This window comes from Actinoplanes teichomyceticus ATCC 31121, assembly GCF_003711105.1.
Classification (GTDB): domain Bacteria; phylum Actinomycetota; class Actinomycetes; order Mycobacteriales; family Micromonosporaceae; genus Actinoplanes; species Actinoplanes teichomyceticus.
Genome location: NZ_CP023865.1, coordinates 5,299,894 through 5,326,369, shown reverse-complemented (window position 1 = coordinate 5,326,369; position 26,476 = coordinate 5,299,894). Strand labels below are relative to the sequence as shown.

21 protein-coding genes are annotated in these 26,476 nt (G+C 72.9%); 6 read left to right on the top strand and 15 right to left on the bottom strand.

Going from position 1 to position 26,476, the window contains the following annotated elements:
* Nucleotides 1-12: 12 nt before the first annotated feature.
* Genes ACTEI_RS23370 through ACTEI_RS23340 form a run of 7 tightly spaced genes read right to left on the bottom strand, consistent with a single transcriptional unit; the run spans nt 13 to nt 8,388 of the window.
* A complete protein-coding gene (locus ACTEI_RS23370) occupies nt 13-1,155 on the bottom strand; it encodes a hypothetical protein (protein WP_122979604.1) in 1,143 nt (380 codons plus the stop codon).
* Nucleotides 1,152-2,381 (bottom strand): O-antigen ligase family protein, encoded by a 1,230-nt coding sequence (locus ACTEI_RS23365; protein WP_122979603.1) that lies wholly within the window; start codon nt 2,379-2,381, stop codon nt 1,152-1,154. Before ACTEI_RS23365 ends, ACTEI_RS23370 begins: the two co-directional genes overlap by 4 nt.
* The gene (locus tag ACTEI_RS23360) at nt 2,378-3,697 is read right to left on the bottom strand and encodes a lipopolysaccharide biosynthesis protein (RefSeq protein WP_239082679.1); all 1,320 of its coding nucleotides are present in this window, start codon (nt 3,695-3,697) and stop codon (nt 2,378-2,380) included. The genes ACTEI_RS23365 and ACTEI_RS23360 overlap by 4 nt, the downstream gene beginning before the upstream one ends.
* On the bottom strand, nt 3,690-5,225 hold the full coding sequence (locus ACTEI_RS23355) for a tyrosine-protein kinase domain-containing protein (protein ID WP_187645912.1): 1,536 nt from the start codon (nt 5,223-5,225) through the stop codon (nt 3,690-3,692). Before ACTEI_RS23355 ends, ACTEI_RS23360 begins: the two co-directional genes overlap by 8 nt.
* A 14-nt stretch (nt 5,226-5,239) precedes the next feature.
* A complete protein-coding gene (locus tag ACTEI_RS23350; RefSeq protein WP_122979602.1) occupies nt 5,240-6,475 on the bottom strand; it encodes a glycosyltransferase family 4 protein in 1,236 nt (411 codons plus the stop codon).
* A gap of 7 nt (nt 6,476-6,482) precedes the next feature.
* Nucleotides 6,483-7,625 (bottom strand): DegT/DnrJ/EryC1/StrS family aminotransferase, encoded by a 1,143-nt coding sequence (locus tag ACTEI_RS23345; RefSeq protein WP_122979601.1) that lies wholly within the window; start codon nt 7,623-7,625, stop codon nt 6,483-6,485.
* The gene (locus ACTEI_RS23340) at nt 7,618-8,388 is read right to left on the bottom strand and encodes a polysaccharide deacetylase family protein (protein ID WP_122979600.1); all 771 of its coding nucleotides are present in this window, start codon (nt 8,386-8,388) and stop codon (nt 7,618-7,620) included. The genes ACTEI_RS23345 and ACTEI_RS23340 overlap by 8 nt, the downstream gene beginning before the upstream one ends.
* A 211-nt stretch (nt 8,389-8,599) precedes the next feature.
* Here ACTEI_RS23340 and ACTEI_RS23335 point away from each other — a divergent pair, with 211 nt between their 5' ends.
* Both ACTEI_RS23335 and ACTEI_RS23330 read left to right on the top strand, forming a co-directional pair.
* The gene (locus tag ACTEI_RS23335) at nt 8,600-9,613 is read left to right on the top strand and encodes a lipid II:glycine glycyltransferase FemX (protein ID WP_239082678.1); all 1,014 of its coding nucleotides are present in this window, start codon (nt 8,600-8,602) and stop codon (nt 9,611-9,613) included.
* Between the two features lie 114 nt (nt 9,614-9,727).
* The gene (locus ACTEI_RS23330; RefSeq protein WP_122979598.1) at nt 9,728-10,258 is read left to right on the top strand and encodes a hypothetical protein; all 531 of its coding nucleotides are present in this window, start codon (nt 9,728-9,730) and stop codon (nt 10,256-10,258) included.
* Between the two features lie 117 nt (nt 10,259-10,375).
* On the opposite strand, the gene ACTEI_RS23325 is transcribed toward ACTEI_RS23330, so the two are convergent.
* The 3 genes from ACTEI_RS23325 to ACTEI_RS23315 form a co-directional block, all read right to left on the bottom strand.
* The gene (locus ACTEI_RS23325) at nt 10,376-11,041 is read right to left on the bottom strand and encodes an NADPH-dependent F420 reductase (protein WP_122979597.1); all 666 of its coding nucleotides are present in this window, start codon (nt 11,039-11,041) and stop codon (nt 10,376-10,378) included.
* Between the two features lie 104 nt (nt 11,042-11,145).
* Nucleotides 11,146-12,639, bottom strand: a complete 1,494-nt coding sequence (glpK, locus tag ACTEI_RS23320; RefSeq protein WP_122982359.1) for a glycerol kinase GlpK — start codon at nt 12,637-12,639, stop codon at nt 11,146-11,148.
* Nucleotides 12,640-12,654: 15 nt separating this feature from the next.
* Nucleotides 12,655-13,413: an IclR family transcriptional regulator gene (locus ACTEI_RS23315; protein ID WP_122979596.1), complete on the bottom strand. Its 759-nt coding sequence runs from the start codon at nt 13,411-13,413 to the stop codon at nt 12,655-12,657.
* A gap of 132 nt (nt 13,414-13,545) precedes the next feature.
* Between ACTEI_RS23315 and ACTEI_RS23310 the strand changes: the two genes are divergently transcribed.
* Genes ACTEI_RS23310 through ACTEI_RS23300 form a run of 3 tightly spaced genes read left to right on the top strand, consistent with a single transcriptional unit; the run spans nt 13,546 to nt 17,586 of the window.
* On the top strand, nt 13,546-14,379 hold the full coding sequence (locus ACTEI_RS23310; RefSeq protein ID WP_122979595.1) for an MIP/aquaporin family protein: 834 nt from the start codon (nt 13,546-13,548) through the stop codon (nt 14,377-14,379).
* A complete protein-coding gene (gene glpK, locus ACTEI_RS23305) occupies nt 14,372-15,889 on the top strand; it encodes a glycerol kinase GlpK (RefSeq protein ID WP_122979594.1) in 1,518 nt (505 codons plus the stop codon). Before ACTEI_RS23310 ends, glpK (ACTEI_RS23305) begins: the two co-directional genes overlap by 8 nt.
* Nucleotides 15,889-17,586 (top strand): glycerol-3-phosphate dehydrogenase/oxidase, encoded by a 1,698-nt coding sequence (locus tag ACTEI_RS23300; RefSeq protein ID WP_122979593.1) that lies wholly within the window; start codon nt 15,889-15,891, stop codon nt 17,584-17,586. The genes glpK (ACTEI_RS23305) and ACTEI_RS23300 overlap by 1 nt, the downstream gene beginning before the upstream one ends.
* Nucleotides 17,587-17,679: 93 nt before the next feature.
* Here ACTEI_RS23300 and ACTEI_RS23295 read toward each other — a convergent pair whose 3' ends face one another.
* The 5 genes from ACTEI_RS23295 to ACTEI_RS23275 all read right to left on the bottom strand — a co-directional run bounded on the left by ACTEI_RS23295 (nt 17,680) and on the right by ACTEI_RS23275 (nt 25,065).
* Nucleotides 17,680-19,866: a carbohydrate-binding module family 20 domain-containing protein gene (locus ACTEI_RS23295; protein ID WP_122979592.1), complete on the bottom strand. Its 2,187-nt coding sequence runs from the start codon at nt 19,864-19,866 to the stop codon at nt 17,680-17,682.
* Between the two features lie 490 nt (nt 19,867-20,356).
* Nucleotides 20,357-21,280 carry a CDP-alcohol phosphatidyltransferase family protein gene (locus tag ACTEI_RS23290; protein ID WP_122982358.1) on the bottom strand — a complete coding sequence of 308 codons (924 nt, stop codon included), beginning with the start codon at nt 21,278-21,280 and terminating at the stop codon, nt 20,357-20,359.
* A 421-nt stretch (nt 21,281-21,701) separates the two neighbouring features.
* On the bottom strand, nt 21,702-22,157 hold the full coding sequence (locus ACTEI_RS23285; RefSeq protein WP_122979591.1) for a helix-turn-helix domain-containing protein: 456 nt from the start codon (nt 22,155-22,157) through the stop codon (nt 21,702-21,704).
* 50 nt (nt 22,158-22,207) lie between these two features.
* Nucleotides 22,208-22,588, bottom strand: a complete 381-nt coding sequence (locus tag ACTEI_RS23280) for a hypothetical protein (protein ID WP_122979590.1) — start codon at nt 22,586-22,588, stop codon at nt 22,208-22,210.
* A gap of 1,868 nt (nt 22,589-24,456) precedes the next feature.
* Nucleotides 24,457-25,065: a copper resistance CopC family protein gene (locus ACTEI_RS23275; RefSeq protein WP_122979589.1), complete on the bottom strand. Its 609-nt coding sequence runs from the start codon at nt 25,063-25,065 to the stop codon at nt 24,457-24,459.
* Nucleotides 25,066-25,535: 470 nt separating this feature from the next.
* On the opposite strand from ACTEI_RS23275, the gene ACTEI_RS23270 reads away from it, so the two are divergent.
* The gene (locus ACTEI_RS23270; RefSeq protein ID WP_122979588.1) at nt 25,536-26,273 is read left to right on the top strand and encodes a hypothetical protein; all 738 of its coding nucleotides are present in this window, start codon (nt 25,536-25,538) and stop codon (nt 26,271-26,273) included.
* Nucleotides 26,274-26,476: the final 203 nt, after the last annotated feature.

Sequence of the window (26,476 nt, the reverse complement as noted above, 5' to 3'; positions counted from 1 at the left end):
GTCGGATTCTCCTCACCCGCGCAGGATCTTCGCGTTGAGCGCCATGTTCGCGGCGAACTGATCGTTGACCACCCGGTATCTCTCCAGGCGCAGCTGGATCGCCGGGTCGTAGCGGCCGAGCTTGACGAAACCGTCGGCGATCCAGCCGTTGTCCGAGCCGGTCCCGTCGACGAACCCGCGATGGGTGTCGCCACCCGGCCAGATCACCTCGGTCAGCAGCGCGCCGAACGCCGTCATGTCGCCCGCCGTCCACGTGGTCCCCTGGTCGCGGGCCTCCACCACGTAGGCGATCACCCCGTTGCCGTGCCCCACGTCCTGCCCGGGCCGGCGGGTCGAGCCCCACACGTCGCTCCAGAAGTACGCGGTCGGCTCCTGCGGGTTGCGGCGCATCTGGTTGCGGATCTGCGCGCCGATCGTGGTCAGCACCTGCCGGTACCGGGCGCGCCGGGCGGCGTCCGCGGTGACCCGGCCCAGGTTCAGCGCGATCAGCGCCCAGTGCGCGGCCATGTGCGTGCGCTCCCGGTAGATGGTGTCCGCGGAGCCCCGCGAATACCACTTCTCGAACACGTCGACCTCGGCGAACGACAGCAGCCGGTCGTAGCGGGAGCGGTAGCGCGGGTCGGCGTACACCCGGGGGTGCTGCCGCAGCACGACCAGCAGCTGGGTGGCGTACCGCCAGAAGTAGCTCTCGTACAGCGGCACCTCGTTGCCGCCCTGCCCGGACTTGCTCGACGCCCAGCCGCGGTAGCGGTCCCGGAACGTGCTGTGCGCGAGGCTCGCCGAGGGCACCGCGGAGGCGGCCACGTTCTCGGTGTACGCCAGCGCCCGGTCCAGGTAGCGCCGGGTCCCGGTGGCCCGGAACATCGCCACGTTGGCGTCCAGCGTGTACGCCAGGTCGTAGTGGTCCTGGCTGTCGCGTGACCGGCTCATCGGCTGCGCCGTGCGGGACTGGTGGTTCCAGCTCTGCTCGAACACCGCGGCCCAGTGGCTGACCGGTTGCAGCCGGACCGGCGCCGGCCGGCCCTGTGCGTGCGGGGGCATCGGCCGGGCGTTGCACGGCCGGGCCGCGCTCTGCGCCACGGTCGCGGCCACCATCGCGCCGGTGCCGAGCAGCAGCACCGAGCGCCGTCCGTATCCGCTGTGCCGGGACGTCATCGTCCTACCGCCTGTCGCTCGCGGGCGGGCTCGGCGGCGTTCGCCGGCCGGGCCCGGGCCACCGCGGCCGCGGCGGCCATCGCGGCGAACGTCCACGCGAGCCGGGCGTCGTAGTAGTCCCCGGAGAAGAGGCTGCTCAGCGCCACGAAGACGGCCGCCGACACGGCGAGCCCGGTCGACTGTGGGCGGGCACCGCCACCGCGGACGGTCCCGGCCCACAGTATGACCGCGCAGGCGAGCAGGCCGAGGCCGATCAGTCCACCCTCGGCGGCGACGGCGAGCACGTAGTTGTGCGGGTACTCGACCATCCGGTTCACCCCGACCAGGCCGTAGAAGCCGTCCAGCCCGGCGCCGGCGACCGGGTGCTCGACCGCCAGCCGCACGGCCGCCGCCCAGATGCCGGTGCGGTCGGACAGGTACCGCTCGTGCACGGTCTGCTCGACGAACCGCTCCCGGAACAGGTCGGTGAACGCCGGCGGCGCCGCGAGCCAGACCACGGCCGCGGCGGCGCCCAGGAGGGCCCCGGCGGCGATCACCGGCCCCGGCCGCAGACGGCCGCGGACCCGCCCGAGCGCGGCCAGGCCCACCACACCACCGGCGAGCAGCCCGGCCCGTGACCCGGACAGCACCGCGGCCAGCAGGAACAGCGGTGTGACCAGCAGCGGCAGCACCCGGCGTGAGTACCGGGCCAGCGCGATGGCGCTGATCACCCCGAGGATCTGGATCCGTACGAAGACGTTCGGGCCGCCCCCGAACGCGGAGTACCGCCCCTGCTCGCCGGGACCGTCGACGAGGATCGCGGCGAGCGCGAACACGATCGCGGCGAGGAAGAACAGCCGGAAGGTGAAGCGGATCGCCCGGTCCGGGTCACCCAGTGTCCAGTGGTAGAACGCCAGCGTCAGGGCGGCGAGCAGGACCAGGCCCAGAGCCTGCGGGCCGGTCCGGGAGGCCGGTGGCGCCCACAGCGCCGAGGCGATCTGGAACAGCACGAAGAGCACGGTGGCCACCAGCCAGCCCTCGCGCCGCGCCCCCGGGCCCGGCCGCGACCGGCGGGTCAGGTCGACGACCAGCCCGGCCAGCGCCGCCACCAGGCCGATCACCCGCAGGTCCAGCCAGGCCAGATCGGCGAAACCGGCCCGGTCCAGGGTGAACCGGCCGCCGATCGCGGTGAGCACGAGCAGCAGGCCGGGGGCGAGCAGGATCCGCGGGCGATGTCGTACGGTCACGGCTCTCGCCCCCGCCCGGCGCGGCCCGGGTCGCGCCGGGTGCTCGCCACCCGGCTGGTGACCAGCGCGAACACCAGGCACGTGCCGTACCCGGCGAGCGAGCCGTAGGCCGCCCCGAGGATGCCCAGGCGCGGAATGAGCAGCAGGTAGACCGTGAAGCTCACCACGAACCCGGTGATCTCGGCGGCCGACACCAGCGCGCCGTGCCCCTTGGCGATCAGCAGGCCGAGGCTGATCCGCGACACCGCGTACAGGCCGGCGGCCACCACCAGCGGCAGCACCACCACCCGGGCCGCGGCGTACCGGTGGCCGAAGACCGGCACGATCAGCAGGTACAGGCCGCCGGCCACCAGCGGGACCACCACCAGCGAGTACAGCGCGGCGGCCAGCACGATCGGGCCGGGCCGCAGGCCACCCGCCTGGTGCGAGGCACGCCACCGGCCCAGGCGGGAGTCGGCGTAGGCACGCAGCGGCCAGGACAGCAGCTCCGTCATGGTGGCGACGCTGGTGTAGAGGCCGAGCGCGGCGGTGGAGGCGAGCGCCGGGATGACCAGCCGGTCCACCCGCAGCATGGCCATGTTGGAGAGCGCGGCCGGGAACAGCGCCAGCCCCTCCCGGCGGACCACCCGGTTGCGGTCCGGGGTGACCGCGGCCGGGTCCGGCGGCAGCCGCAGCCAGACGGCCAGGCAGGCGACGGTGGGCACGGCCCCGGCGAACAGGTAGGCCAGGAACCACACTTCCGGGTGGGTGCGGTGGGTGGCGTACAGGCCGGTCAGCGTGAGCAGCAACAGCATCGCCTCGAGCACCCGGCAGAGCAGGAAGTCGCGCACCCGGCCGGCCGCGATCGCGATCGCGCGGCTGGCCAGCGACGCCGCCTCCACCACGGTGTACCAGGCCAGCATGGCCACGATGACCGCGCCCGGCTGGTGCCGGTACGGCGCGACCACGGTGTAGACGATCGCCCCGGTCAGCCCGATCCCGGCCGGGACGAGCAGCAGCCGCGCGTACGCGCGGACCGCCGGCCCGGGCGCCACGTTGTGGTAGCCGGCCACGAAGCTGCGCTCGGTGCCCAGCAGCAGCACCTGGGTGGCCAGGTAGACCACCTGCAGCAGCAGCGCCACCTCGCCCCGGTGGGCGGGGGTCAGCGAGCGGACCATCAGGATGTTCGCGGCCAGCGCGACCGCGCCGGTGAGCACCTGCGAGGCGAGCAGCTGGACGTACGGCTCGCGCAGCTGGGCGCGGACCCACCCGAACGGTTCGGCCCGGCGCCGCGCGAGCCCCGCGGTGGCCGCCGGGTCCACCTGCAGCTCACTCACCGGGCTGCTGCCCCGCCGGCTCCGGCACGCCGCCACGCCCGGCCGGTGGGCCGCTGGTCGGCTCGACGACCGGGGCCTGGCCGCGGGCCACCTCGTCCTGGCCGGCGGCGAGCGCGGCCTTGACCACCCGGGCCCGGCCGCGCACCACACCGGACGGTGGCCGGGGGGTGGGTGCGGCGCCGGCCGGTTCCGGACCGTCCGGTTCGTCCAGTCCGGTCAGCAGGTCGGCCGGGGCGACGTTGGCCGCCGCCCACGCCTGGCCGGTGGGCAGCTTGCGCGGCAGGGCGTTCAGGACCGCCCCGGCCGGCGCGGCGCCGATCTTCTCCAGCAACTCCATCGAGCGTTCCACGTCCGCGGTACGGGTCCGGTTGGCCCGTACGACCAGTAGCGCGCTGTCGGTGACCTTGCCGAGCACCGCGGCGTCGGCCGGCCCGTTCAGCGGCGGGGCGTCGACCAGCACAACGTCGAAACGCTCGGTGAGGGTACGCACGGTCGCGGTCAGCCGGGGTGAGGCGAGCAGCCCGCCGGGGTCGGGCACCTGCTCGCCGGCCGGCAGCACGGTGAGCCGCCCGTCCGGTGACTCCCGCAGCACCTCGGCGACCCCGGCCGTCCCGGACAGCACCTCGGCCAGCCCCGGCGCCGGGTCCAGCGACAGGTAACGGCCCACCCCGGGGGTGCGCAGATTGGCGTCGACCAGCGCCACCCGCGCCCCGGTCTCGGCCATCGCGACGGCCAGCCCGCAGGCGACCGCGGTCGTGCCCTCCTTGCGTCCGGACCCGGCCAGCAGCAGCGACCGGCCGGGCGGGGCGTCGGTGATCCCCGGAAGCAGGCTGCGCAGCCGCCGGAACGCCTCGGCGAGCGTCTGGTCCGGGTGCGAGCCGCGGCCGTGCCGGGCGTCCAGCGCGATCACCCCGACCGTGCCCAGGCCGAGCCGGCGCAGATCGCCCTCGTCGGCCACGGCCGGCGCGGCGGCCTCCCGCAGCGCCACGGCGGCGGCGCCGGCCAGCAGGCCGAGCATCGCGGCGAAGCCGGCGTCGCGGACCGGGTGGCCGGGCTGCCGGGCGGTCTCGGCGTCCTGCAGGATGGAGATCGCCGGGGCCGGCTCCCCGGGGGCGGATCGGGCGATCTGCCGGACCAGGTCGGCCAGCACCGACGCGGCGGTGGTGACGATCGCCCGGCTCCGCGCGGCGGCGGCGTCGGTCGCGGAGATCTCCAGCAGGTCGGTGCCCTCGCTGACCCGTGCGCTCAGGCTCTGCCGGACCCGCTCGGCGGTGACGTCCGGGCCGAGCTCGGCGACCACGCCCTGGGCCACCCGGGGCCCGGTGAGCAGGGCGATGTAGGAGTTCAGCCGGCGCGCCGCGGCGTCCGGGTCACCGGTGCCGGCCGGGACGAACAGCACCATCGAGGACCGGTAGGCCGGTGCCGCGGTCAGCGTGAGCCCGGCCGCGATCCCGGCGGCGAGCAGCGCCGGCAGCGCCAGCCACGGCCACCGGCGGCGGCCGGCCCGCACGTACGCACGTAGTTCCACGCGTCCCCCGTTCGTCAGGACTGCCGGGACAGCGCGGCGCGGCGGCCGGCCGACCGGTTCAGCACCGCCTCGAAGCGTTCGAAGAGCAGGTCCCGGGAGAACCGGTCGACGGCCAGCCGGTGCGCCGCCGCGCCGGCGCGGGCCAGCCAGTCCCGGTCGCGGACGTGGGCGGCCAGCGTCGCGCCGGCGGCGTCCGGGTCGTCCGGGTCGAGCACCAGCCCGGCCCCGGTCTCGCGGAGCAGGTCGGCCTGCCAGCCGCCGTAGTTGACGGCGATCGGCCGGCCGGCCGCGAGGGCGTCGAAGAACTTGTTCGCCGAGTTGTCCCAGAGCGCGCGGATCGGCCGGACCGTGCTGGTCGACATGGTCGCCGCGCCCAGGATCACCGGCAGCTCGCTCTTGGGCACCTTCTCCCACATGTGCACGGTGTGGTCGAGCAGGCCGTGCTCGGCGGCCAGGCGCCCGGTGCTCTCCCACTCCCGGCCGTGCCCGACGATCAGCACCCGCACGTCCGGGTCGAGCTCGCGCATCCGGCGGGCCGCGCGGACCAGGTAGTCCACGCCGTTGACCGCGCCCAGCGCGCCGGTGTAGACGATCAGCGGCCGGTCGCCGAGCCAGCGGTGCTCGGCGCGGAACCGCCTGACCCGCGCCGGGTCCGGCGCGAACAGGTCCAGGTCCGCGGCGTTCGGCACGACGGTCACCGGGGTGCCCGGGCGACGGGCGGTCACCCCCCGGGCCATCCCCGGCGACAGCGCGATCACCTCGGCCGCGTTGCGGTAGGCGAAGGTGGCCAGCGCCCCGGCCAGCCGGCGGGCGAGCGGGTTGCGCAGCGCGCCCATCTCGATCGGCACCTCCGGCCACAGGTCGCGGACCTCGAAGACGAACGGCACCCGGCGCAGCCGAGCGGCGAGTACACCGGGTACCGCGACGGTGAGCGGCGTGCTGGTGGCGAAGACCAGGTCCGCGTCCAGTCCGGCGGCGCGTGCGGTGGCGAGCACCATGAACTCGGCGAACGCGCGCAGCCGCCGGGGGTACGACATGTGGTTGTGGTACGGCACCCGGAACCAGTGCACGGTGACCCCGTCGTCCCGGGTCACCCGCCAGCCCAGCGTCCGGCCGCCCGGGGTGATGTCGGTGGTGATCACGTCGACGGTGTGCCCGCGGGCCACCAGCCGCCGGGCCTGCTCGTAGGAGCGGATGCCGCCGGCCATCTGCCGGTTGCAGTAGTACTGGTGGATGTAGACGACGCGCATCCGCCCGTCACCCTTTCTGCCCGGCGGCGACCGAGCGGACGGCGGCCACGACCCGGTCCCGGTCGTGCCCGGTGAGGGCGGACCCGCTGGGCAGGCACAACCCGCGGTGGAACAGGTCGGCGGCGACCGCGCCGCCGCGCATCACACAGTCGGCGTACGCCGGTTGCAGGTGCATCGGCTTCCAGGCGGGCCGGGCCTCGATGTCCCGGGCGGCCAGCTCGGCCAGGACGGCGTCCCGGCCGGCCCCGAACGCCGCGGCGTCGACCAGCAGGCAGGTCAGCCACCAGTTCGGCACCCCGTAGCCGGCCACCGGCAGGAAGCCGAGCCCGGGCAGGTCGCCGAGAGCGGCCCGGTAGTGCTCGGCGGTGACCCGCCGCGCCTCGATCATCGACGGCAGGCGCCGCAGCTGGCCCCGGCCCACCGCGGCCAGCAGGTTGCTGAGCCGGTAGTTGTAGCCCACCGTGCGGTGCTCGTAGTGGGTCACCGGCTCGCGGGCCTGGGTGGCCAGGTGCCGGACCCGGGCGGCGACCGAACTGTCGTCGGTGACCAGCATCCCGCCGCCACCGGTGGTGGCGATCTTGTTGCCGTTGAACGAGAGCACCCCGGCCAGCCCGAACGATCCGGCCGGCCGGCCGCGATAGGTCGCCCCGAGCGCCTCGGCGGCGTCCTCGATCAGCGGCACGCCGTACCGGTCGCAGGCGTCCAGCAGGGGCTCGTAGTCGGCGCACTGGCCGTACATGTCGACCGCGATCACCGCGCGCGGCAGCCGGCCGTGGACGGCTCGGTCGCGCAGCTCGGCGGCGACCAGCCCGGGATCGATGTTCCAGCTCTCCGGCGTGCTGTCCAGGAAGACCGGGCGGGCGCCCAGGTACACCACCGCGTTGGCGCTGGCCGCGAACGTGAACGAGGGGACCAGCACGGTGTCGCCGCGGCGTACCCCGGCCGCGATCAGGCCCAGGTGCAGGGCCGCGGTGCCGCTGCTGAGCGCGACCGCGTGCCGGACGCCGACCAGTTCGGCGCAGCCGGCCTCGAAGGCGTCCAGGTCCGGGCCGGCCGGCGCGACCCAGTTCGAGTCGAACGCCTCCAGCAGCAGCTTGCGCTCGACGTCGGTGACATCCGGCGGGGAGAGGTGGATCCGTGGGTCAGTCATGGACCCGGCTCCGTACCGCCATGATCGGCCAGGCCGGGTGCAGCCCCTGCCGGCAGATCCACATCGGCGAGTCGCCGGTGTGCATGGCCGGGCGCAGGGTGGTGGCGAAGCTGCGGTAGCCGGCCTCCTTGGCGGCGCGCACGTCGCGTTCGGTGAAGTCGACGGCGGGCTGGCCGTACGGGGCGGCGAAGTCGCGCACCTCGACGCCGAGCTCGTCCTCGATCTCCCGCTTGGAGTCGGCGATCTCGCGCCGCGCCCCGGTGTCGTCCTGGTCGGCCAGCCGGGTGTGGGTGACCGTGTGCGAGCCGAAGGCGAACCCGGCGTCCCGGATCCGGCGGCAGTCCGCCCAGGTCAGGTTGCCGGGCCGGCCGACCAGACCGGTGGTCAGGAAGAAGGTGGCCGTGACCTGCTCGTCGAGCAGCACCGGGACGACCACGTCACGCCAGCTCGGGTGTCCGTCGTCGAAGGACAGGCAGAACGCCGGCCCGGTCAGCGGCCGGTGTCCGGCCAGCACCGCCAGCGCCTCGTCCCAGCTGACCATCGGGCCGAGCCGGCGCAGGGTGCGCAGGTGGTGGCGCAGGTCGGCGGCGTACTCCGGCGGCACGTCGTGGTAGAAGGGGAAGTAGAGTCCGGGAACGCTGGGCAGGCGGCGCAGCAGTCCGGCCGGGGCCAGCACGCGGCCCTGCGTCCGGGGGTGGGCCCGGAGGCGGCTGCGCAGGCCCAGTTCGTTGAGGCGTCGTCTGATCGCGGTCGGCGGCTGCATGCGGTCGGCACCCTCCCGCTCGTCGGTTCTCCATACCTTGGCAAAACGGCGCCGGTGCGCGGCAGTAGCAATTGTCACGCTGAATGCGAGGATGATTCGTGTCGATTCCCGGATGCCCCGTCCGGGTCTTGCGGAATGGCCGTCCGGCGGGGCATCATCCGCCTTCGACAACCAATTCGATCGGGGCGACCGGATGCTTCGACTACACCGCGTGGAGCCCGCCGCGGCGCTCCACGCCGACCGCGCGACCTACCAGGACCGCCTCCTCTTCCACACCCCCGAGTGGCTCGCCTTCGTCGCCGAGTGCCAGCGCGCCGAGCCGGTGCTGGCCACGGTGAGCGACCAGGGCGCCACGGTGGGGCACTTCACCGGCCTGCTCACCCGGCGCTGCGGTCTGCGCATCCTGGGTAGCCCGATGGCCGGTTGGACCACTTCCTACCTGGGCTTCAACCTGCGTCCGGGAGTCTGCCGGCGGGCCGCGGTGCGGGCACTGACCCGGTTCGCCTTCGACGAGCTCGGCTGCGCCCACCTCGAGGTGCGTGACCGCGGCACGACCGAGGCCGATCTGGCCGGGCTGGGCCTGCGCTGGGACGCCGCGCCCACCGCGGTGATCGACCTGCGCCCGGACGAGGACGCCCTCTTCGGTGCGATGGCCGGGGCCTGTCGCCGCAATATCCGCAAAGCCGCGAAGTCCGGCGTGGTCATCGAGGAGGCGGGTGCCGATCCGGCATTCGCCGACGAATTCTACGATCAATTGCGCGACGTTTTCGCCAAGCAGAACCTGGTGCCGACGTATTCCGTGGAACGGGTCCGGTCGCTCATCCGACACCTGTTCCCGGTGGGCCGGATCAGCCTGCTGCGGGCCCGCGACAGCGACGGCCGGTGCATCGCCACCGCGGTGCTGCCCTGGTACCGCCGGACGATGTACTTCTGGGGCGGCGCGAGCTACCGGGAGCATCAGCACCTACGGCCCAACGAGGCGCTGATCTGGCATGCGCTGCGCTGGGCGCGGGCGCGCGGGGTGACCGAGTTCGACTTCGTCGGCGCCAACTCGTACAAGGCGAAGTACGGCACCACCGAGGTCGCCGTCCCGTGGGCCCGCCAGTCGCGCTCGCCGCTGGTGGCCCGGTTGCGCGACGCGGCCAAGCACGGCTTCGCGCTCCGGCAGCGGGCCGCCGCGCGGCTGGGCCGGATCAGGCAGCCGGCGACGACCACGGGTTCGTGAGGGGAACCGGGCGTGCCGAGGTGCTCGGGGCGGGCGCCATGCGCGGCTGTGCCGGCGCCGTCCCGCGCTCAGATTGAGTTGATCTTACTTTTCGCATCGACTACCGTACGCGCCGTGAAGCGCACCCGGGTCACCTCCGCTGTCCTGCTCGCCACGGCCGTTCTCACCCTGGCCGCCTGCTCCGACGATGACAAGACCGAGGCCGGGTCCGCGACCCCCGCCGCCCCCGCCTCCGCGACCGCCGCCCCGTCCGCGTCGGCGATCGTCACGGACCCGACGGCCACCAAGGACGGTCCCGGCAGCAAGGCCGGCGCCGCCGCCGACAAGGAGCTCTGCACGGCCACCGACAAGGCCGGTCAGTCCATGAAGAAGGCGCTGGTCACGCTGATGTCGGCGAACTCGGGCACCATCTCGGCCGGCGACGCCAAAGCGATCCTCGAGGACTTCACCAAGCAGGTGACCACCGCGCTGCAGTCCGCCGGGGACAGCAAGGTGTCCGCCGCCGCGAAGGCGGTCGCCGACGAGGCGGCCAAGGCCGCCACCGCCGCCGACCCGGTCACCGCCGCCGCCGAGCCCAGCTTCGAGAAGGCCGGCACGGACGTCGCCGCCGCGTGCCGGGCGGCCGGGGTTCCGGTCAGCTTCTGACCTACGACGGCCGGCGTGCCGGCTGTGAGCGCACGAGCCCGCGACCGGCGGACCGGTCGCGGGCTCGCGTGTCGGCGGCGGCGCCCCGGGGTCCGGCCCCGGTACGCCGCCACCGGATCACCGCTTCGCCGCACCCACCAGCTCGCGGATGACCGCGGCGCTGGCCGGGGTGCCCGCCGGGTCGCCCGGGCCGTACGGCGCGACGTAGACCGGGGTGTCCCGCTGGGTGCGCCAGTTCTCGGCGAGCGGGCCGACGTCCACCGTGTCGTACCCGATCCGGTCGAAGAACTCGGTGACCACCAGTTTCGCCGCGGCGTCGTCACCGGCGACCGGCAGCGCCGAGCGGTCCGGCGCCCCGGCCGGGCGGCCCAGGCGGGCCAGGTGCTCGAACCAGATGTTGTTGAAGCCCTTCACCACCTTGGCCGCGGCGAAGTGCCTCTGCAGCAGCTCCCCGGTGGTGGTCGAGCCGTTCTCCAGCTCCTCGATGCGGCCGTCGCGCTCCGGGTAGTAGTTGTTCGTGTCGATCAGAACCTTGCCGGCCAGCGGTTCGGCCGGAATCTGCGGGTAGGCCTTCAACGGGACGGTCACCACCACGATGTCGGCGGCCACGGCCGCCTCGGCGGGGGTCGCGGCCCGGGCCTTGGGGCCCAGCTCGCCGACGAGGTCCCGGAGGGTCTCCGGGCCCCGCGAGTTGCTCAGCACCACGTCATAGCCGGCGGCCACGGCCAGCCGTGCCACGGTGCTGCCGATGTTGCCACTGCCGATGAGTCCGATCGTCGTCATACCAGCGCGAACCCGTGCCGCCCGGCGCCGATTCCGGCCCACTGCGGTGACCGTCGGCACAGCACCCGCTGTCCCGGGCGCTCCGGGGCCGACCGGTGCCGGGCTCAGCCGGGCTGGATCCAGTCGAAGGTGCGCTGCACCGCGCGCTGCCAGTTGGCGTACTCGGTGGCGCGCAGCCGCGGGTCCATCGCCGGGATCCACTGGCCGGCGATGTGCCAGTTGCGGCGCAGGCCGTCCAGGTCCGGCCAGTAGCCGACGGCCAGCCCGGCGGCGTAGGCCGCGCCCAGCGACACCGTCTCCGCCGCGAGCGGGCGGACCACCGGCACGTCGAGCACGTCGGCGATCATCTGCATGAGCAGGTTGTCCGCGGTCATCCCGCCGTCCACCTTGAGCGTCCTGAGGGCCAGCCCGGAGGTGGCGTTCATCGCGTCGACCACCTCGCGGGTCTGCCACGCGGTCGCCTCCAGGACCGCGCGGGCCAGGTGGCCCTTGGTGATGTACGACGTCAGCCCGACGATCACGCCGCGCGCCTCGGAGCGCCAGTGCGGGGCGTACAGCCCGGAGAAGGCCGGGACGATGTAGCAGCCGCCGTTGTCGGCGACCGTGCGGGCCAGGGTCTCGATCTCCGGCGCGCTGGAGATCAGCTCCAGCTGGTCGCGGAACCACTGGACCAGCGAGCCGGTGATCGCGATCGAGCCTTCCAGGGCGTAGCAGGCGGGCGACCCGGCGACCTGGTAGGCGACCGTGCTCAGCAGCCCGTGCGCCGGTGCGATCGGTTCCGTGCCGGTGTTGAGCAGCAGGAAGCTGCCGGTGCCGTAGGTGCATTTGGCCTCGCCCGGGGTGAAGCAGGTCTGGCCGAACAGGGCGGCCTGCTGGTCGCCGAGGGCGGCGCCGATGCGTACCCCGGGAAACGCCGCGCAGGCGGTGCCGAAGGCGCCGATCGACGCCCGGACCCGCGGCAGCATCGCCCGGGGTATGCCGAAGAAGTCGAGCGAGTCGGCCGACCAGTCCAGGGTGCGCACGTCCAGCAGCATGGTGCGGCTGGCGTTGGTCACGTCGGTGACGTGTTCGCCGCCGGTCAGGTTCCAGATCAGCCAGGTCTCCATGGTGCCGCAGAGCACCTCGCCGCGCTCCGCGCGCCGCCGCAGGCCCGGCGTGCGGTCCAGGATCCAGCGCAGGCGCGGCCCGGAGAAGTACGTCGCCAGCGGCAGCCCGGAGCGCTCCTCGACGTCCTTGGCGCCCGGCTGCCCGGCCAGCTCGTGCACCAGCGCGTCGGTCCGGGTGTCCTGCCAGATGATCGCGCGGCCGATCGGCTGGCCGGTGTGCCGGTCCCAGACCACCGTGGTCTCCCGCTGGTTGGCGATGCCGAGCGCGGCCACCTGGTCGATGGTCACCCCGGCCCGGCGCAGCGCCCGCGGGGCGAGGCGTTCCACGTTGCGCCAGATCTCCACGGCGTCGTGCTCCACCCAGCCGGGCCGCGGGAAGTGCTGCCGGTGCTCCTGCCGGGCCAGGGAGACGAGCTGGCCGCGCCGGTCGAACACGATGCACCGCGTCGAGGTGGTGCCCTGGTCGATCGCGACCACGTAGCGCTCGGACATCATCCATCCCCCCTTCTAGCGCCGGGCGGCTCCCATTTCCCGCGACACCGCCCGGGCCGCGTCCCGTACGCAGGCGACCAGGTGTGGCTGCGGCCGGTAGCGGCTGTCGCAGATCCGCTCGACCGGGCCGGACACGCCGATCGCGCCGATCACCAGCCCGCCGTACCCGCGGATCGGCGCGGCGACCGCGGCCTGGCCGAGGGTGAGCTCCTCGACGTCGGCGCCCCAGCCGCACTCCCGGATCCGGTCCAGCGCCGCGGCCAGCTCGCGCGGCTCGACCAGGGTCTTCCTGGTGTACGCGGCCGGCCGGTCCACGCCGGCCCCGCCCGCCCGGTACGCCAGCAGCACCTTCCCGAGCGCGGTCGCGTGCAGCGGCAGCAGGCTGCCCGCGTCCAGGGTCTGGAAGGTGTCGTCGGGGCGGAACACGTGGTGCACGACGAGCACCTGGCCCTCGCGCACGGTGCCGATCCGGACCGCCTCGCCGCTGCGCGCGGCCAGCGGGTCCGCCCAGTTGATCGAGCGGGACCGCAGCTCGTTGACGTCCAGGTAGCTGGTGTCCAGGTGCAGCAGGGCGGCGCCGAGGTGGTACTGCCCGGAGGCCCGGTCCTGCTCGACGAACCCGACGCCCTGCAGGGTGCGCAGGATCCCGTGGGCGGTGCCCTTGGCCAGGTCCAGGGCGCGGGCGATCTCGCTGAGCCCGAGCCGGCCCGGTCCTCCGGCGAGCACCCGCAGGATCGCGGCCGCCCGCTCGATGGACTGCACTGTTCCCGGCATGTTTCGCACTCTATGCGACCGGGCCACGACCCGACGTGATTGATGTTCGACAATGCCGACCGCTGTGCGTTGCTCCCGGCCGGCGCGGTTCCTAGCGTCGGAGGTCATCGCTGTGCGAAAACGGGAGGGAGCATGGCCGTACGACGCAAGGTTCCGGGACTGGTCGGTGAGCTCGCGGCGGAGTTCGCCGGCACGTTGATTCTGATCCTGTTCGGGGTGGGGGTGGTGGCCCAGGTCGTGGCCGGCGGCATCGGCGACCACGACAGCATCGCCTGGGCCTGGGGCCTGGGCGTCACCCTCGGCGTGTACGTGGCGGCGCGGATCAGCGGCGCCCATCTGAATCCGGCGGTGACCGTGGCGCTCGCGGTCTTCAAGGGCTTCGCCTGGCGCAAGGTGCTGCCCTACTCGATCGCCCAGTTCCTCGGGGCGTTCGTCGCCGCGCTGCTGGTGCGCTGGAACTACACCGAGGTGCTGCACGCGGCGGACCCCGGCCTGACCATCAAGACCCAGGGGGTCTTCTCCACGCTGCCGGGCAACGGCAGCCTGCCGGTCGGTGAGTGGGGCGCGTTCCGCGACCAGATCATCGGCACCGCGATCCTGCTGTTCGTGATCCTGGCGCTGACCGACGTGGCCAACAGCGCACCGGCCGCCAACCTCGGTCCGCTCGTGGTCGGCCTGCTGGTGGTGGCGATCGGAATGGCCTGGGGCACCGACGCCGGGTACGCGATCAACCCGGCCCGTGACCTGGGGCCGCGGCTGGCCAGCTTCCTGACCGGGTACGAGGGGGCGTTCCGGGACCAGACCGGCTATCTCTACTTCTGGATACCGATCGTGGGGCCGATCATCGGTGGTGTTCTCGGCGCCGGTCTGTACCAGTATCTGATCGGACGATTCCTGCCGTCGGATGAGCCCCAGCGGGTGGGCGAGGTCCCGGCGCGTGACAGTGTGGAGGCGAACCGTGGCTGACTTCGTCGGGGCCGTGGACCAGGGCACGACCAGCACCCGTTTCATGATCTTCGACCACGGCGGCAACGAGGTGGCCCGGCACCAGCTCGAACACGAGCAGATCCTGCCGCGGGCGGGGTGGGTCGAGCACAACCCGATCGAGATCTGGGAGCGCACGGTCGCGGTGGTGCGTACCGCGATGCAGAAGGCGAACCTGGGCGCGAGCGACCTGGCCGCGGTGGGCATCACCAACCAGCGGGAGACCGCGGTGGTGTGGGACCGGCGCACCGGCCGGCCGTACTACAACGCGATCGTCTGGCAGGACACCCGGACCGACCGGATCGCCTCGGCGCTGGACCGGGACGGCCGCGGCGACGTGATCCGGCGCAAGGCCGGGCTGCCGCCGGCCACCTACTTCTCGGCCGGCAAGATCCAGTGGATCCTGGAGAACGTCGACGGGGTCCGCGAGGCCGCCGAGCGCGGCGACGCGATCTTCGGCAACACCGACAGCTGGCTGCTGTGGAACATCACCGGCGGGCAGCGCGGCGGCAACCACGTCACCGACGTGACCAACGCCAGCCGCACGATGCTGATGAACCTGGAGACCCTGGACTGGGACGACGAGCTGCTGTCGTTCTTCGGCATCCCCCGGCGGATGCTGCCGGAGATCCGGCCCTCGTCGGACCCGAACGGCTACGGCATCGCGCACGTCGACGGGCCGCTCGGCGGGGACGTGCCGCTCACCGGGGACCTCGGTGACCAGCAGGCCGCCACGGTCGGCCAGGTCTGCTTCTCCCCGGGCGAGGCGAAGAACACCTACGGCACCGGCAACTTCATGCTGCTCAACACCGGGACGAACCTGGTGCGCTCGGAGAACGGCCTGCTCACCACGGTCTGCTACAAATTCGGTGACGCCGCGCCGGTCTACGCCCTGGAGGGCTCGATCGCGGTCACCGGATCGGCCGTGCAGTGGCTGCGCGACCAGCTGCACCTGATCAAGTCGGCCGGGGAGAGCGAGGCGCTGGCGGCGCAGGTGCCCGACAGCGGCGGGGTGTACTTCGTGCCGGCGTTCTCCGGGCTGTTCGCCCCGTACTGGCGGTCCGACGCGCGCGGGGCGATCGTCGGGCTGTCCCGCTTCAACACCGACGCGCACATCGCCCGGGCCACCCTGGAGGCGATCTGCTACCAGACCCGCGACGTGGTCGACGCGATGGCCCAGGACTCGGGCGTCACCCTGGACGTGCTCAAGGTGGACGGCGGCATCACGGTCAACAACCTGTGCATGCAGATCCAGGCGGACGTGCTGGGCGTGCCGGTGAGCCGGCCGGTGGTCGCCGAGACCACGGCGCTCGGGGCGGCGTACGCGGCCGGGCTCGCGGTCGGCTTCTGGAAGAGCACCGACGAGCTGCGGGAGAACTGGAACGAGTCGCAGCGCTGGCAGCCGAGCTGGTCGGCGCAGCAGCGCGAGCAGGGGTACGGCCGCTGGAAGAAGGCGGTGCAGCGGACTCTCGACTGGGTGGACGTGGACTGATGTCGGCTCTCTCGCCCGACACCCGGGACGCCGCGCTGCGGGCTCTGGCCGGGGCCGAGGTCGACGTGCTGGTCGTCGGCGGGGGAGTGGTGGGGGCGGGGTGCGCGCTCGACGCGGTCACGCGGGGTCTCTCCGTGGGGCTGGTCGAGGCGCGCGACTTCGCCTCCGGCACCTCCAGCCGCTCCAGCAAGCTGATCCACGGCGGCCTGCGTTACCTGGAGATGCTCGACTTCGGGCTGGTCCGGGAGGCGCTGCGGGAGCGCGGGCTGATCCTGTCCCGCCTCGCCCCGCACCTGGCCCGCCCGGTGCGCTTCCTCTACCCGCTGCGGCACCGCGGGTGGGAGCGGCTGTACGCCGGTGCGGGCGTCACCCTCTACGACGCGATGGCATGGCCCGGCGCGCTGCCGCGCCACCGGCACCTGACCCGTCGCGGCGCGCTGCGCGCCTGCCCGGCCCTGCGCAAGGACGCGCTGGTCGGGGCGCTGCAATACCACGACGCCCAGGTGGACGACGCCCGGCACACGATGTTCCTGGCCCGGACCGCGGCCGCGTACGGCGCGCACGTCGCCAACCGGGTGGAGGTGACCGGCTTCCTGCGCGAGGGCGAGCGGGTCACCGGGGTCCGGGTCGCCGACCTGGAGCACGGCCGGACCTTCGAGATCCGCGCCCAGCAGGTGATCAACGCGACCGGGGTGTGGACCGACGACACCCAGGCCCTGATCGGCGAGCGCGGCCAGTTCCACGTGCGCGCCTCCAAGGGCATCCACCTGGTGGTGCCGCGGGACCGGATCCCGTCGACGACCGGGCTGATCCTGCGGACCGCGACCAGCGTGCTGTTCGTGATCCCGTGGGGCCGGCACTGGATCGTCGGCACCACCGACACCGACTGGAACCTGGACAAGGCGCACCCGGCGGCCTCCGCCAAGGACATCGACTACCTGCTCACCGAGGTGAACAAGGTGCTGTCGACCCGGCTGGAGCGCGCCGACGTGCAGGGCGTCTACGCCGGGCTGCGGCCGCTGCTGTCCGGCGAGTCCGAGTCCACCTCGCAGCTGTCCCGCGAGCACATGGTGGCCAGCCCGGTCCCCGGCCTGGTCGTGGTCGCCGGGGGCAAGTACACGACGTACCGGGTGATGGCCCGGGACGCGGTGGACGCCTGCGTGTTCAACCTCGACCGTCCGGTGGCCCGGTGCTGCACCGACCGGGTGCCGCTGATCGGGGCGGAGGGGTTCCCGGCGCTGTGGAACCGGCGCGGGCTGATCGCCGCGGAGTCCGGCCTGCACGTGGCCCGGGTCGAGCACCTGCTGGGCCGCTACGGGTCGCTGATCGGCGAGTTGCTCGCGCTGATCCGGGACGATCCGGCTCTGGGCCGCCCGCTTGCCGGCGCCGACGACTATCTGTGCGCCGAGGTCGTCTACGCGGCGGCGGCGGAGGGGGCGCGGCACCTGGTGGACGTGCTGACCCGGCGTACCCGGATCTCGATCGAGACGTTCGACCGGGGCACGGTGTGCGCGGCGGAGGCCGCCGAGCTGATGGGCCGGGTGCTCGGGTGGACGCCGCGGCAGCGGGACCGCGAGGTGGAGAACTACCGGCTGCGGGTCGACGCGGAACGCGACTCGCAGGAGCAACAGGACGACGAGACGGCGGACGCCGCCCGCCTGGGCGCTCCGGAGGTGGTCCCGGTCCAGATCCGCTGATTCCGCGGCCGGTAGGACGGGCGTCACGTCACCCGTGGGGATCCCGGTCACGGTGCGGGGCCCGCACGTTTTCCGTGCGGGCCCCGCGCCCGGCTACCGCCAGGTGTCGTTGACCGTGTACGACCCGGCCGTGCCCGTCGTGTACGAACGGTTGCTGCCGGATTCCCAGGTCACGTTCCCCGAGGCGTCCTTCTTGAGGTACTTGTAGGTGAAGCTCGTGCTCTTCGGGACGATGACCGACCGGCTCCAGGTCGGGTACGCCGTGGCCGGGAGCGGGATGGCGTCCGCGGTGTTCCAGCCGCCCAGCGCCGGGATCGAGCCGACCACGTACACGTTGGTGCCGGTGCTGGTGGTGGCCGTCGCGGTGAACGTCACCGCGGTGGCGGCGGCGTTGGACACGTTGAAGCTGTCGGTGGCGGTGACCGCGGAGCCGCCGGTGGTCACCGCCCGGTTCGCGTTGCTCTCCCAGGTGACGTTCCCGGCCGCGTCCTTCTTGAGGTATTTGTACTCGAAGCTGCCGTTCGCCGGGACGGTCACCGTCGAGGACCAGATCGGGTAGCCGCCGGCGGACAGGGGGACCGCCTTCGCGGTGTCCCAGTTGCCCAGGGCCGCGTTCGAGCCGACCACGTAGACGCGTGTGCCCGTGGTCGTGGTCGCGTAGACGTTGAACGTCGCCCGGACGGTGCCGGTGCTGTCGGTCGGGCTCGTGCTCGGCGTGGGGCTGCTGGTCGCGCTGGCGCTCGGCGAGCCAGTGCCCGCGCCGGTCTTCGCGTTCACGTCGATCGCGACCGCGCCGTTGGCGGGGATGGTCACCGACGCCCGGCCGCCGGAGACGGCGATCGAGGTGCCCGCGCAGCCGCCGGTGGTGGCGCCGCCGGTGATCCGGTCACAGTAGGTGCCGTCCGGCAGGCCGGTGGGGTAGGTGGCGGTGGACGCGCTGCCGGAGCGGTTGACCCCGAACCAGCCCAGCGAGCCGCGGCTGAAGCCGATCACGTTGCCGGCGGTGTTCGTCCAGTTCGTGACCGTGGTCGCCGACCGGGTGGTGTTGCGCCAGGCGACCATGCCCTTGACGCCGGTGCTCTGGGTCAGGCACTGCCAGGCGCCGTTGGTGCAGCTGGTGTCGGTGACGTGGCCACTGGAGCTCGCCGGCGGCGAGGCGCCGGTCGCCGAGGTGGAGAAGGTGAAACCGTCGTACAGGAACGGCTGCCCGAACGGGTGGGCGAGCAGGAAGTAGTTCGCCAGCGTGTACGTCGCGCCGTCCTGGTAGCGCAGGGTGCTGCCGTTGCGCTCCAGGTCGTGGTTGGTGACCATGGCCGCGGTCAGGTCGCTGGACGCGTCCTGGCCCCACGACGGGATGCCCGACAGGTTCGACAGCGTGCCGTTGGCGAACTGGGTCTTCAGGCCGTACGCGTAGGAGAACCCGAGCACGTCGCCGATGCCGGTGTACGCCGACGGGGCGGTCTCGCCGCTGCCACCCGGGATGACCTCCTGGGCGAAGTACGGGGAGCGGCCCTCGGCGGTGGTGTTGTGCAGCTGCGCCTTGATGGCCGACAGGTCCGCGGCGGCCATGTGCTTGGCGGCGTCCACCCGGAAACCGTCCACGCCCCAGTCGATCAGCTTGTTCAGGTAGCCGGCGATCTTCGTGCGGACGGAGCTGTCCTGCGACTTGAGGTCGGAGAGCGCGACCAGTTCGCAGTTCTGCACCTCGGCGGCGTTGTTGTAGTCGTCGATGACGCCGTCGCTGTCGGCGCAGTAGCCGTCGTTCGGGTGGTGGAAGTCGCCGTAGGCGTACGGCACCGCCGGGTAGGAGTAGCCGCTCGGGCTGAACGTGGAGCCGCCGTACCCGGTGGTCACCGTGTTGTTGGAGCCGGCCATGTGGTTGATGACCGCGTCCACGTAGACCCGGACGCCGGCGTTGTGGCAGGCGGTGATCATGCTGGTGAACTCGGCCTGGGTGCCGAGGCGACCGGAGATCTGGTAGGAGACCGGCTGGTACACCTCCCACCACGGGTGGGCGCCGTCGCTGGTGGAGGCGAGGGTGACCGACTCCTGCGGCGGGGCGACCTGGACCGCGCCGTACCCGGCCGGGCCCAGGTGGTTGGTGCAGGCGGCCGCGATCGACCGGAAGTTCCACTCCCAGAGGTTCGCGGTGACATCGCTGTTGTTGAGGGCCACGGCCGCGTTCGCCGTGGTGGCCAGGCTGACGCCGACCAGGCCGGCGGCGGCCAGCGCCAGGCTGCTCACCGAGCCGAGGATCAGCTCACGAGTTCGTTTTCGCATGTCGAGAGCGCTTTCTGCTGAGGACATCGCAGGGTCTACGCGATGCGAACGGGGATCGGGGGGTTGGGGGACGGATGGCGTGAAAGTTCTTTCAGGAGTACGGCGCTCGCCGGGAGTGTGTCGTCGCGCGCCGCGGTCCCGGTCCTGACAAAGGCGGTGAACTGCCGTTATCGGGACCCGGCCGAGGAGGTGAGGGGGATTCACCTCGGGTTCGGGTAGCCCTCGGAATCCACGAGCCTGATGAGCCGATGGAACCCTCGGACATGTCATGCAAGTCCTTGCAACTTGTTTCAGGAAGTTACCAAGCAGTGTCGATGTCGTAAAGGGCATGGAGCGGTGTTTGCGAATCCCGCCGCGGCCGGGTGTTCCGGAGCGCGGGCGTCCGGGCTGGTCGTGACGTTCCCGCGGGCTGCTCGTGCCCGGCTCCGGGCAACGAAAAAGAGGAGGCACCCCCGTGGTCGGGGGTGCCTCCTCGCGCGTGCCGGCCGGGTCAGGCCGAGGTGGTCTCCAGGCTTCCCGTCGTCGCGGCCGCCGCGCCACCCGTCGCCGGTTCGCTCCCGGGCGCGCCCGCCAGATCGGCGCCGGTCGCCTCCGCGTCGTGGGCGGCCTGCACCTTCGCCATGCGGCGGGCGAAGCTCTTGGTGTTGGTCCACAGCTTGTAGATCAGCAGCAGCTCGAAGGCGATCATGCCGACCGAGATCGCGATCGTGGTGATCTTGATCTGTCCGATCACCGGCCCGACGATGAACACGAACATCATGAACTCGATGCCGCTGATCAGGTGAACCCGGATCCGGTTGTTCACCAGGAACTGGCGGACCGCGGCGAACCGCCCGAACTGCGCCCGGAAGTCCTCCTGCAACTCGTCGTTGAGGCTGGCCTCCGGCGTGGTCGGCACCACGCCGGCCTCGGTCAGCCGGCGGCGCATGTCGCCGCGGACCTTGCCCATCTCCAGGGCGTTCAGGTAGCGGAACATGTCCAGGAAGATGACCAGCAGCCCGAGCCACAGGTAGCCGAAGTCATGGGTGCGGTGGTACTCCCCGCCGAACAGGCCGATCGCGCAGGCCAGCACGCGCAGCCGGTCGAACACGTAGTCCAGCCACGCGCCGAAGGCCGAGCCCGTCCCGTTCAACCGGGCGATCTTGCCGTCCATGCAGTCGAGCACGAAGCTCAGGTGGAAGAGCGCGGCGCCGAGCAGCAGCCAGGCGTACCCCTGATGCCAGAAGGCGGCCGCCGACCCCAGGCCGAGCACGAACGCCGACACGGTCAGCCGGTTCGGCGTCACCCACCGCCACGGCGAGACCAGCCACACCAGGCGTGACGCCAGCGGATCCACCAGCCAGACGGTCCACCACGCATCCCGGCTCTTGTAGGTACGCTCACGAATCTCCGCAAGCGTGTGACGCTGTGCCATCGGCCGTATCTCCACCCGCATGAAAATGAACGACGGGGGTCGCATGATCAATCGTTATGGGAACGATATGTTTACATGTGGTCGCCCCGAACCTGTGGACGACATCCAACACCATGCGAGCCACCGGCGCCACGTCCGCCTCCGCCGAATCCGTCACGGCTCATAGCCCGGCCCGGCCCCGGGACGGCCCTGATCGTCCCGGCGTCCGGCCCGCTGCCAGTTCTCCGCCCGCTGTGCTCGCTGACCCGGGGGATCCCGGCGCCGGCGCCGCCGCGTGCCCATGCCGGCTCGGGTGATCCGAATCACGCGGCGGCCGGTGTCCGGCGGCTCGGCGGATGTCGTGCACCGGGCGGCCGGATGGACACCGTGCCCGGGCCGGACGTGGGCGATGTCCGGCCGGGCGGGTGGCGCGCGTCGCCCGTCACGGCGTCTGGAGCTGCTCGGCGGAGAGCCGGCGGACCAGGCGTTCGAGCCGGTCGAGGCGGCGGTGCAGGGAATCGTGGGTGTCCGTGTCGGCGATCCAGGCGCCGCAGTCGGGGCAGTGCTCCCGTCCCGGGACGGACAGCCCCTCCACCAGTTGCACCGGGATCGGGTGCGCGTCGTTCTCCGCGTTGAGCCAGAGCTCGTGCCAGGTCTCGTCGACCGTCTCCGCCGGGATCCCCAGCGCTTCCAGCACGCGGCGGAGGTTGTCCCAGGCCGGCGGCTTGCGGGCGGTGAAGATCCGGCAGATGGTGGACGCGGACAGGCCGGTCTGTCCGCCGATCATGCGGTAGGTCGGCCGCCTCGCCTCCTGGTGGGCCAGTTGCAGGCGGCGCCGCAGCACGTCCAGGCCGCTGTCGTCCCGATTGTTCTCGGTGACCAGGGTGAACACGTTCATGCTCGGCGCGGGCGGGACCGGCGTGGCCGGTCCCGCCCGCGGCCCCCTTCCTATTTCCGGGATCCGTCGAGGTGGCGGGCGGCGACCTCGCCGGCCACGAGGCCGACCAGGCCGCAGATCATGGCGGCGTCGCTGATCGGGTACCCGCGCACGAGCAGCACCACGGCGAACACGGTCACCGCGGCGGCCACCACGACGGTCGGCATCGGGCCGGCGCCGGTGAGGATGCGCCGGGCGACGGCCCCGCCGAGCAGGGTCACGCCGGCGCCGAGCATCAGCGCCTCACCCACCGGATGCCCGGTGAGCAACATGGTGAGGACGCCACCGAGCACCAGCAGCACGATCAGCACGGTGGCCCAGGTGTGCCGGTGGTCGCCGCCGGGCCCACCGGCCGGGGCGACGGGGGTGTCCGGGGGGTCTGCGATGGACACGTTCCACTCCTTGGTTCTCCGAATCTCGTCCCGCCCTCTGGCGCGGGACGCAGGGACGGAGGGATCTCCTCCGCCCCCGCCTGTGGGGTTGGTCCGGGCGCTCGGGAAAGCACCGCCGCGGCTTCTGGTTGGCAGCCAGAGATCGAGCCGCCCTCATATCTTCCTCCACCGGTACGACGTCCTCGCCGCGCTTTCGGGCGTACTCGCCGGTAGCGGAATCGCGAGGGTATTTACCGCGGAAATATGAAGGGTGATCGAGGGGGAATCGGCGAGCCCGGCCGAAATTGGTCAGCTGTACTGACGGCGACCGGACAGCGCGAGGCCCCCCGCTGCCAACGAGGGGCCTCCGGTGCGGTGTTTTCCGAATTGGCGCCCGGACCAGCGAACAGCAATTCGGAGAGACTTCCCAAGACCGGGAAGTCGTTGTCGCCGGCCTTGACAATGCCCGGTCGACGGCTTCTACAGTGCACTACATCTAGTGGTCCTGCAAGCCGATGTGCCCACGCGGGCCCCGCACGCTGTTTCAAGAAATTTCAGGCCTGCCCCGCGGTGCCGATGAAACAGAGTCCCGGTGTGCTGTCTGTTTCCTACGATTTTATGGCCCCGACTCGACCGACCGCTACGCTGCGTATACATTATTTGTACGCTGAGTGCGTCTGGTGTCGGATGCTGGAGGGAAGTCACGGCTTTCCCGGGATCGACTGACCGGCCGGCCGCCGCTCGGGTTCTCGGCGAGTTTTCCGGCGGGTCATCCGTCCGGAAGCCGGCGCTCTGGGCCGTGCGGGGGACCGGTGGGTGGCCGAAAGTATGAGGTCGATTCCGGCGCTAGGCACGTGTCGCATTCCGGTGATTGTTTTCCGCTGATCCGAAAAACGTGGCGGTAAGGCGTCCGCCGACGTCGGCCCGTGACCTTCTCCGGAATGACGGCGCATTGTCAAGATCGAGTCGACGATCTATGTGATCTACGTCACATATAGCGCCTTGGATGGATTTCAGCGCGTGATGCGCGATGGCGCTCGGTGAGAGCGCTCCCGGTGCATTTCCGAGCACTGCAACTTGCAGATTTCCTGTTTTCGGAAGTGATCATTCACCGCGGTCGCGAGGCGGATTCGGGAGTTGTGGCGGGTCGTAAAAGCGTCCGACTACCTCGTCGTGCGGCGGCTTCCGGTCCACCGGCTACGGTCCGCATCGGGCGCCGGTCGCAGCGTGAGCCCCGAGCCTGCCGCGGGGGCCGGCCAACATGGACGGATGGGGCCGCCGGCGTCGCCGGGGGACCTGATCCCCGATCGAGCCGGGGGCCGGATGGCCGCGCCGGGCGGCGAAGCGAGGCCGAGGGGACATCGGCTACCTCGGCGGCGTCCGTGCCGCTGCGCGATCTCATCGCTGTCACCTCAGCCCGGGCGATGCGGTCCGGAGCCGCCCGGTCAGCCCGGCCTCGCCGGCTCGACGGCCGGGACCGGCCTTGGTGGCGGGGTGCGGGTCGGCGAGAAGACGGTGCGGCGGCTCGGCTGCCCGATGGCGACGCGCTTCACCTGGATGGCATACCGGACGATGCGGCCAGCCCCATCACGGCGACGCGTGGCGTGGAGGGGTTCGCCGGGTCCGGGTGGCGTGGCGGGGCTCGCCGGGCCGGGTGGCGGCGTGATGGGGTTCGCTGTGCCGGGGTGGTGTGGCGGGGCTCGCTGGGCCGGGTGGCGGCGTGATGGGGTTCGCTGTGCCGGGGTGGTGTGGCGGGGCTCGCTGGGCCGGGTGGTGGCGTGGCGGGGCTCGCTGGGCCGGGTGGCGTGATGGCGGTCAGCCCTAACCCGGGTGGCGCGATGACCCGCTCGTCCCACCCGGGTGGCACGCGAAAATGAGGGTGGTTCGCCTCACTTGGCGGCACGCCGCCGGAAGAGAACGAAGCCCGCCGCACCGGCCAGCGCCAGGATCCCGATCCCGGTGGCCAGACCGAGCCACGGCCCGTCGCTGTCCGCGTCCTCCGCGGTGACATCCCGCACGGCGGTGACATCCGCGGCGCCGGTCGCAGCCGGCGTGGCGCCGGCCGGCGCCTCCGGCGACGAGGGCGAGGCCGCCCCGGCACCAACCGGTGCGGACGAAGCGGCCGAGGGCGAGGTCACCGGTGCCGCCACCGTGAACCGGTACGAGCTCTTCGTCACGTGCCCGTCCTCGCCGGCCACCTGGTAGGTGACGGTGTAAGCCCCGTTGGGCAGCGGCTCGGCGAACGTCACCGAGATGGTCGCGCCGCTGATCTTCGGCGTCGACTGGGGTGGGACCGTGCCGTCGGCGCCGGTCACGGAGAGCTTGGTGGAGTCGGGAAGGTCGTCCAGGAAGCGGAGCTTCACCGCCGTCGGCGCCTTTTTGACGGTCGCGTTCTTGGCCGGCGCCGCTTCGGCGAGCGCGTTGTGCGCCCAGGCCGGCGCGGCCGGGGTCAGCAGCGCGAGGACGGCGGCGAGGGCGAGCAGGAGGCGTTTCGTCATGGCGTCAGCAGATCTCTCTAGTCGGGTCGCCGTTAGTCGGCGCCGCGCGGCGGTTGGTTCCCGGCAGATCAAACCCTTTCCGGTACGCCGTACCACCGAACGCCACGCTCAACCGGCTTCCTTAGCCGTTTCTTACGAGCGCAGCCCGCGCGTCTTAAGCACCGCACGGACTCTCGTGGTGGCGCCATGATCGCGACTGAACACGGAGTTCCCTGATGACCGAAGAGCACCCGGCCCATCGGCCGGACACCCCCGCCCCCGCGGCCGACAAGACCCCCGAGCTCTCCGCCCCGGCCGCCACCCCACCCACCACGGCGGCGACGCCCGCGCCGGCCCCGGCTCCTCCGCCGACCGCGCCGGCTCCGGGTTCCGCGGCTGCCGCATCGGCCTCGGCTCCGGGTTCCGCGGCTGCCGGATCGGCCTCGGCTCCGGTTCCGCCGACTGCCGGAGCGGCTCCCACCTCCGGGGAGGTGCCCGCCGAGGCCGGATACACCTCGGCCGTGGCCGGCCACCCGCCCGCCGGCGCCGGTGAGCAGCCGCTGCCGCCGCCACCGTCCGGCTGGGCCTATGTCCCGGCCGGTGGGCGGCCGCTGCCGCCCCCGCCGCCCGGCTGGGCCTATGTCCCGGCGGGCAGCGTGGGTGGTCAGTTGCCGACCCCGCCACCGGGTATGGCCTACGTCCCGGCCGTACCGCCGCGCGGCCCGGGCCGGTCCGGTGCTTCCTGGCGCAGCCGTCGCGGCCCGCTGCTCGCCGGGGCCGCCCTGCTTCTGGGGTGCGTGCTCGGCGCGGGAGCAACCGCGGTCGGAGCTTTCGCCGGTCACCACGACGGCGACCGCCGCGGCCAGTCCGGCTCGGAGGAGGGCCGCTCCGGCGATGGCCGCTCCGGGGAGGGCCGCTCCGGGGAGGGCCGCTCCGGGGAGGGCCGCTCCGGGGAGGGCCGCTCCGGGGAGGGCCGCTCCGGGGAGGGCCGCTCCGGGGAGGGCCGCTCCGGGGAGGGCCGCTCCGGGGAGGGCCGCTCCGGGGAGGGCCGCTCCGGGGACGGCCGCTCCGGGGACGGCCGCTTCGGCTCCGGCGAGAGCCGGTTCGGCGGCGACCGCGGCGGCTACGAGTACGGCGGGCGGCGCGGCGACGGCCGTACGTCGCAGGGTCGGACCTCTCCCGGCATCTCGCCGAGCGACCCCGCTCCCGTGCCGTCGGCCTCCAGCTGAACGGGAGGCCGGCCGGCGGCCCGCCGAGGCCGCCCCCGGACCGGCGGCCCGGTGACGCGGGCGGCCGCCCGGCGGACCGGAAACGCGATGAGCCGCCTGGGGGCGGGGAGCGCGACGTCTGCCCGGCGGGCCGGGGACGGGACGTCTGCCCGGCGGGCCGGGGACGGGACGTCTGCCCGGCGGGCCGGGGACGGGACGTCTGC

Excerpts from the sequence above, each read along its gene's own strand:
- ACTEI_RS23275 (WP_122979589.1), bottom strand. The coding sequence starts at position 25,065 with ATGACGAAACGCCTCCTGCTCGCCCTCGCCGCCGTCCTCGCGCTGCTG.
- glpK (WP_122982359.1), bottom strand. The coding sequence starts at position 12,639 with ATGTCCGAGCGCTACGTGGTCGCGATCGACCAGGGCACCACCTCGACG.
- ACTEI_RS23285 (WP_122979591.1), bottom strand. The coding sequence starts at position 22,157 with ATGAACGTGTTCACCCTGGTCACCGAGAACAATCGGGACGACAGCGGC.
- ACTEI_RS23345 (WP_122979601.1), bottom strand. The coding sequence starts at position 7,625 with ATGACTGACCCACGGATCCACCTCTCCCCGCCGGATGTCACCGACGTC.
- ACTEI_RS23325 (WP_122979597.1), bottom strand. The coding sequence starts at position 11,041 with ATGACGACGATCGGACTCATCGGCAGTGGCAACATCGGCAGCACCGTG.
- ACTEI_RS23300 (WP_122979593.1), top strand. The coding sequence starts at position 15,889 with ATGTCGGCTCTCTCGCCCGACACCCGGGACGCCGCGCTGCGGGCTCTG.
- ACTEI_RS23370 (WP_122979604.1), bottom strand. The coding sequence starts at position 1,155 with ATGACGTCCCGGCACAGCGGATACGGACGGCGCTCGGTGCTGCTGCTC.
- ACTEI_RS23290 (WP_122982358.1), bottom strand. The coding sequence starts at position 21,280 with ATGGCACAGCGTCACACGCTTGCGGAGATTCGTGAGCGTACCTACAAG.
- ACTEI_RS23350 (WP_122979602.1), bottom strand. The coding sequence starts at position 6,475 with ATGCGCGTCGTCTACATCCACCAGTACTACTGCAACCGGCAGATGGCC.
- ACTEI_RS23310 (WP_122979595.1), top strand. The coding sequence starts at position 13,546 with ATGGCCGTACGACGCAAGGTTCCGGGACTGGTCGGTGAGCTCGCGGCG.
- ACTEI_RS23295 (WP_122979592.1), bottom strand. The coding sequence starts at position 19,866 with ATGCGAAAACGAACTCGTGAGCTGATCCTCGGCTCGGTGAGCAGCCTG.
- ACTEI_RS23340 (WP_122979600.1), bottom strand. The coding sequence starts at position 8,388 with ATGCAGCCGCCGACCGCGATCAGACGACGCCTCAACGAACTGGGCCTG.
- ACTEI_RS23315 (WP_122979596.1), bottom strand. The coding sequence starts at position 13,413 with ATGCCGGGAACAGTGCAGTCCATCGAGCGGGCGGCCGCGATCCTGCGG.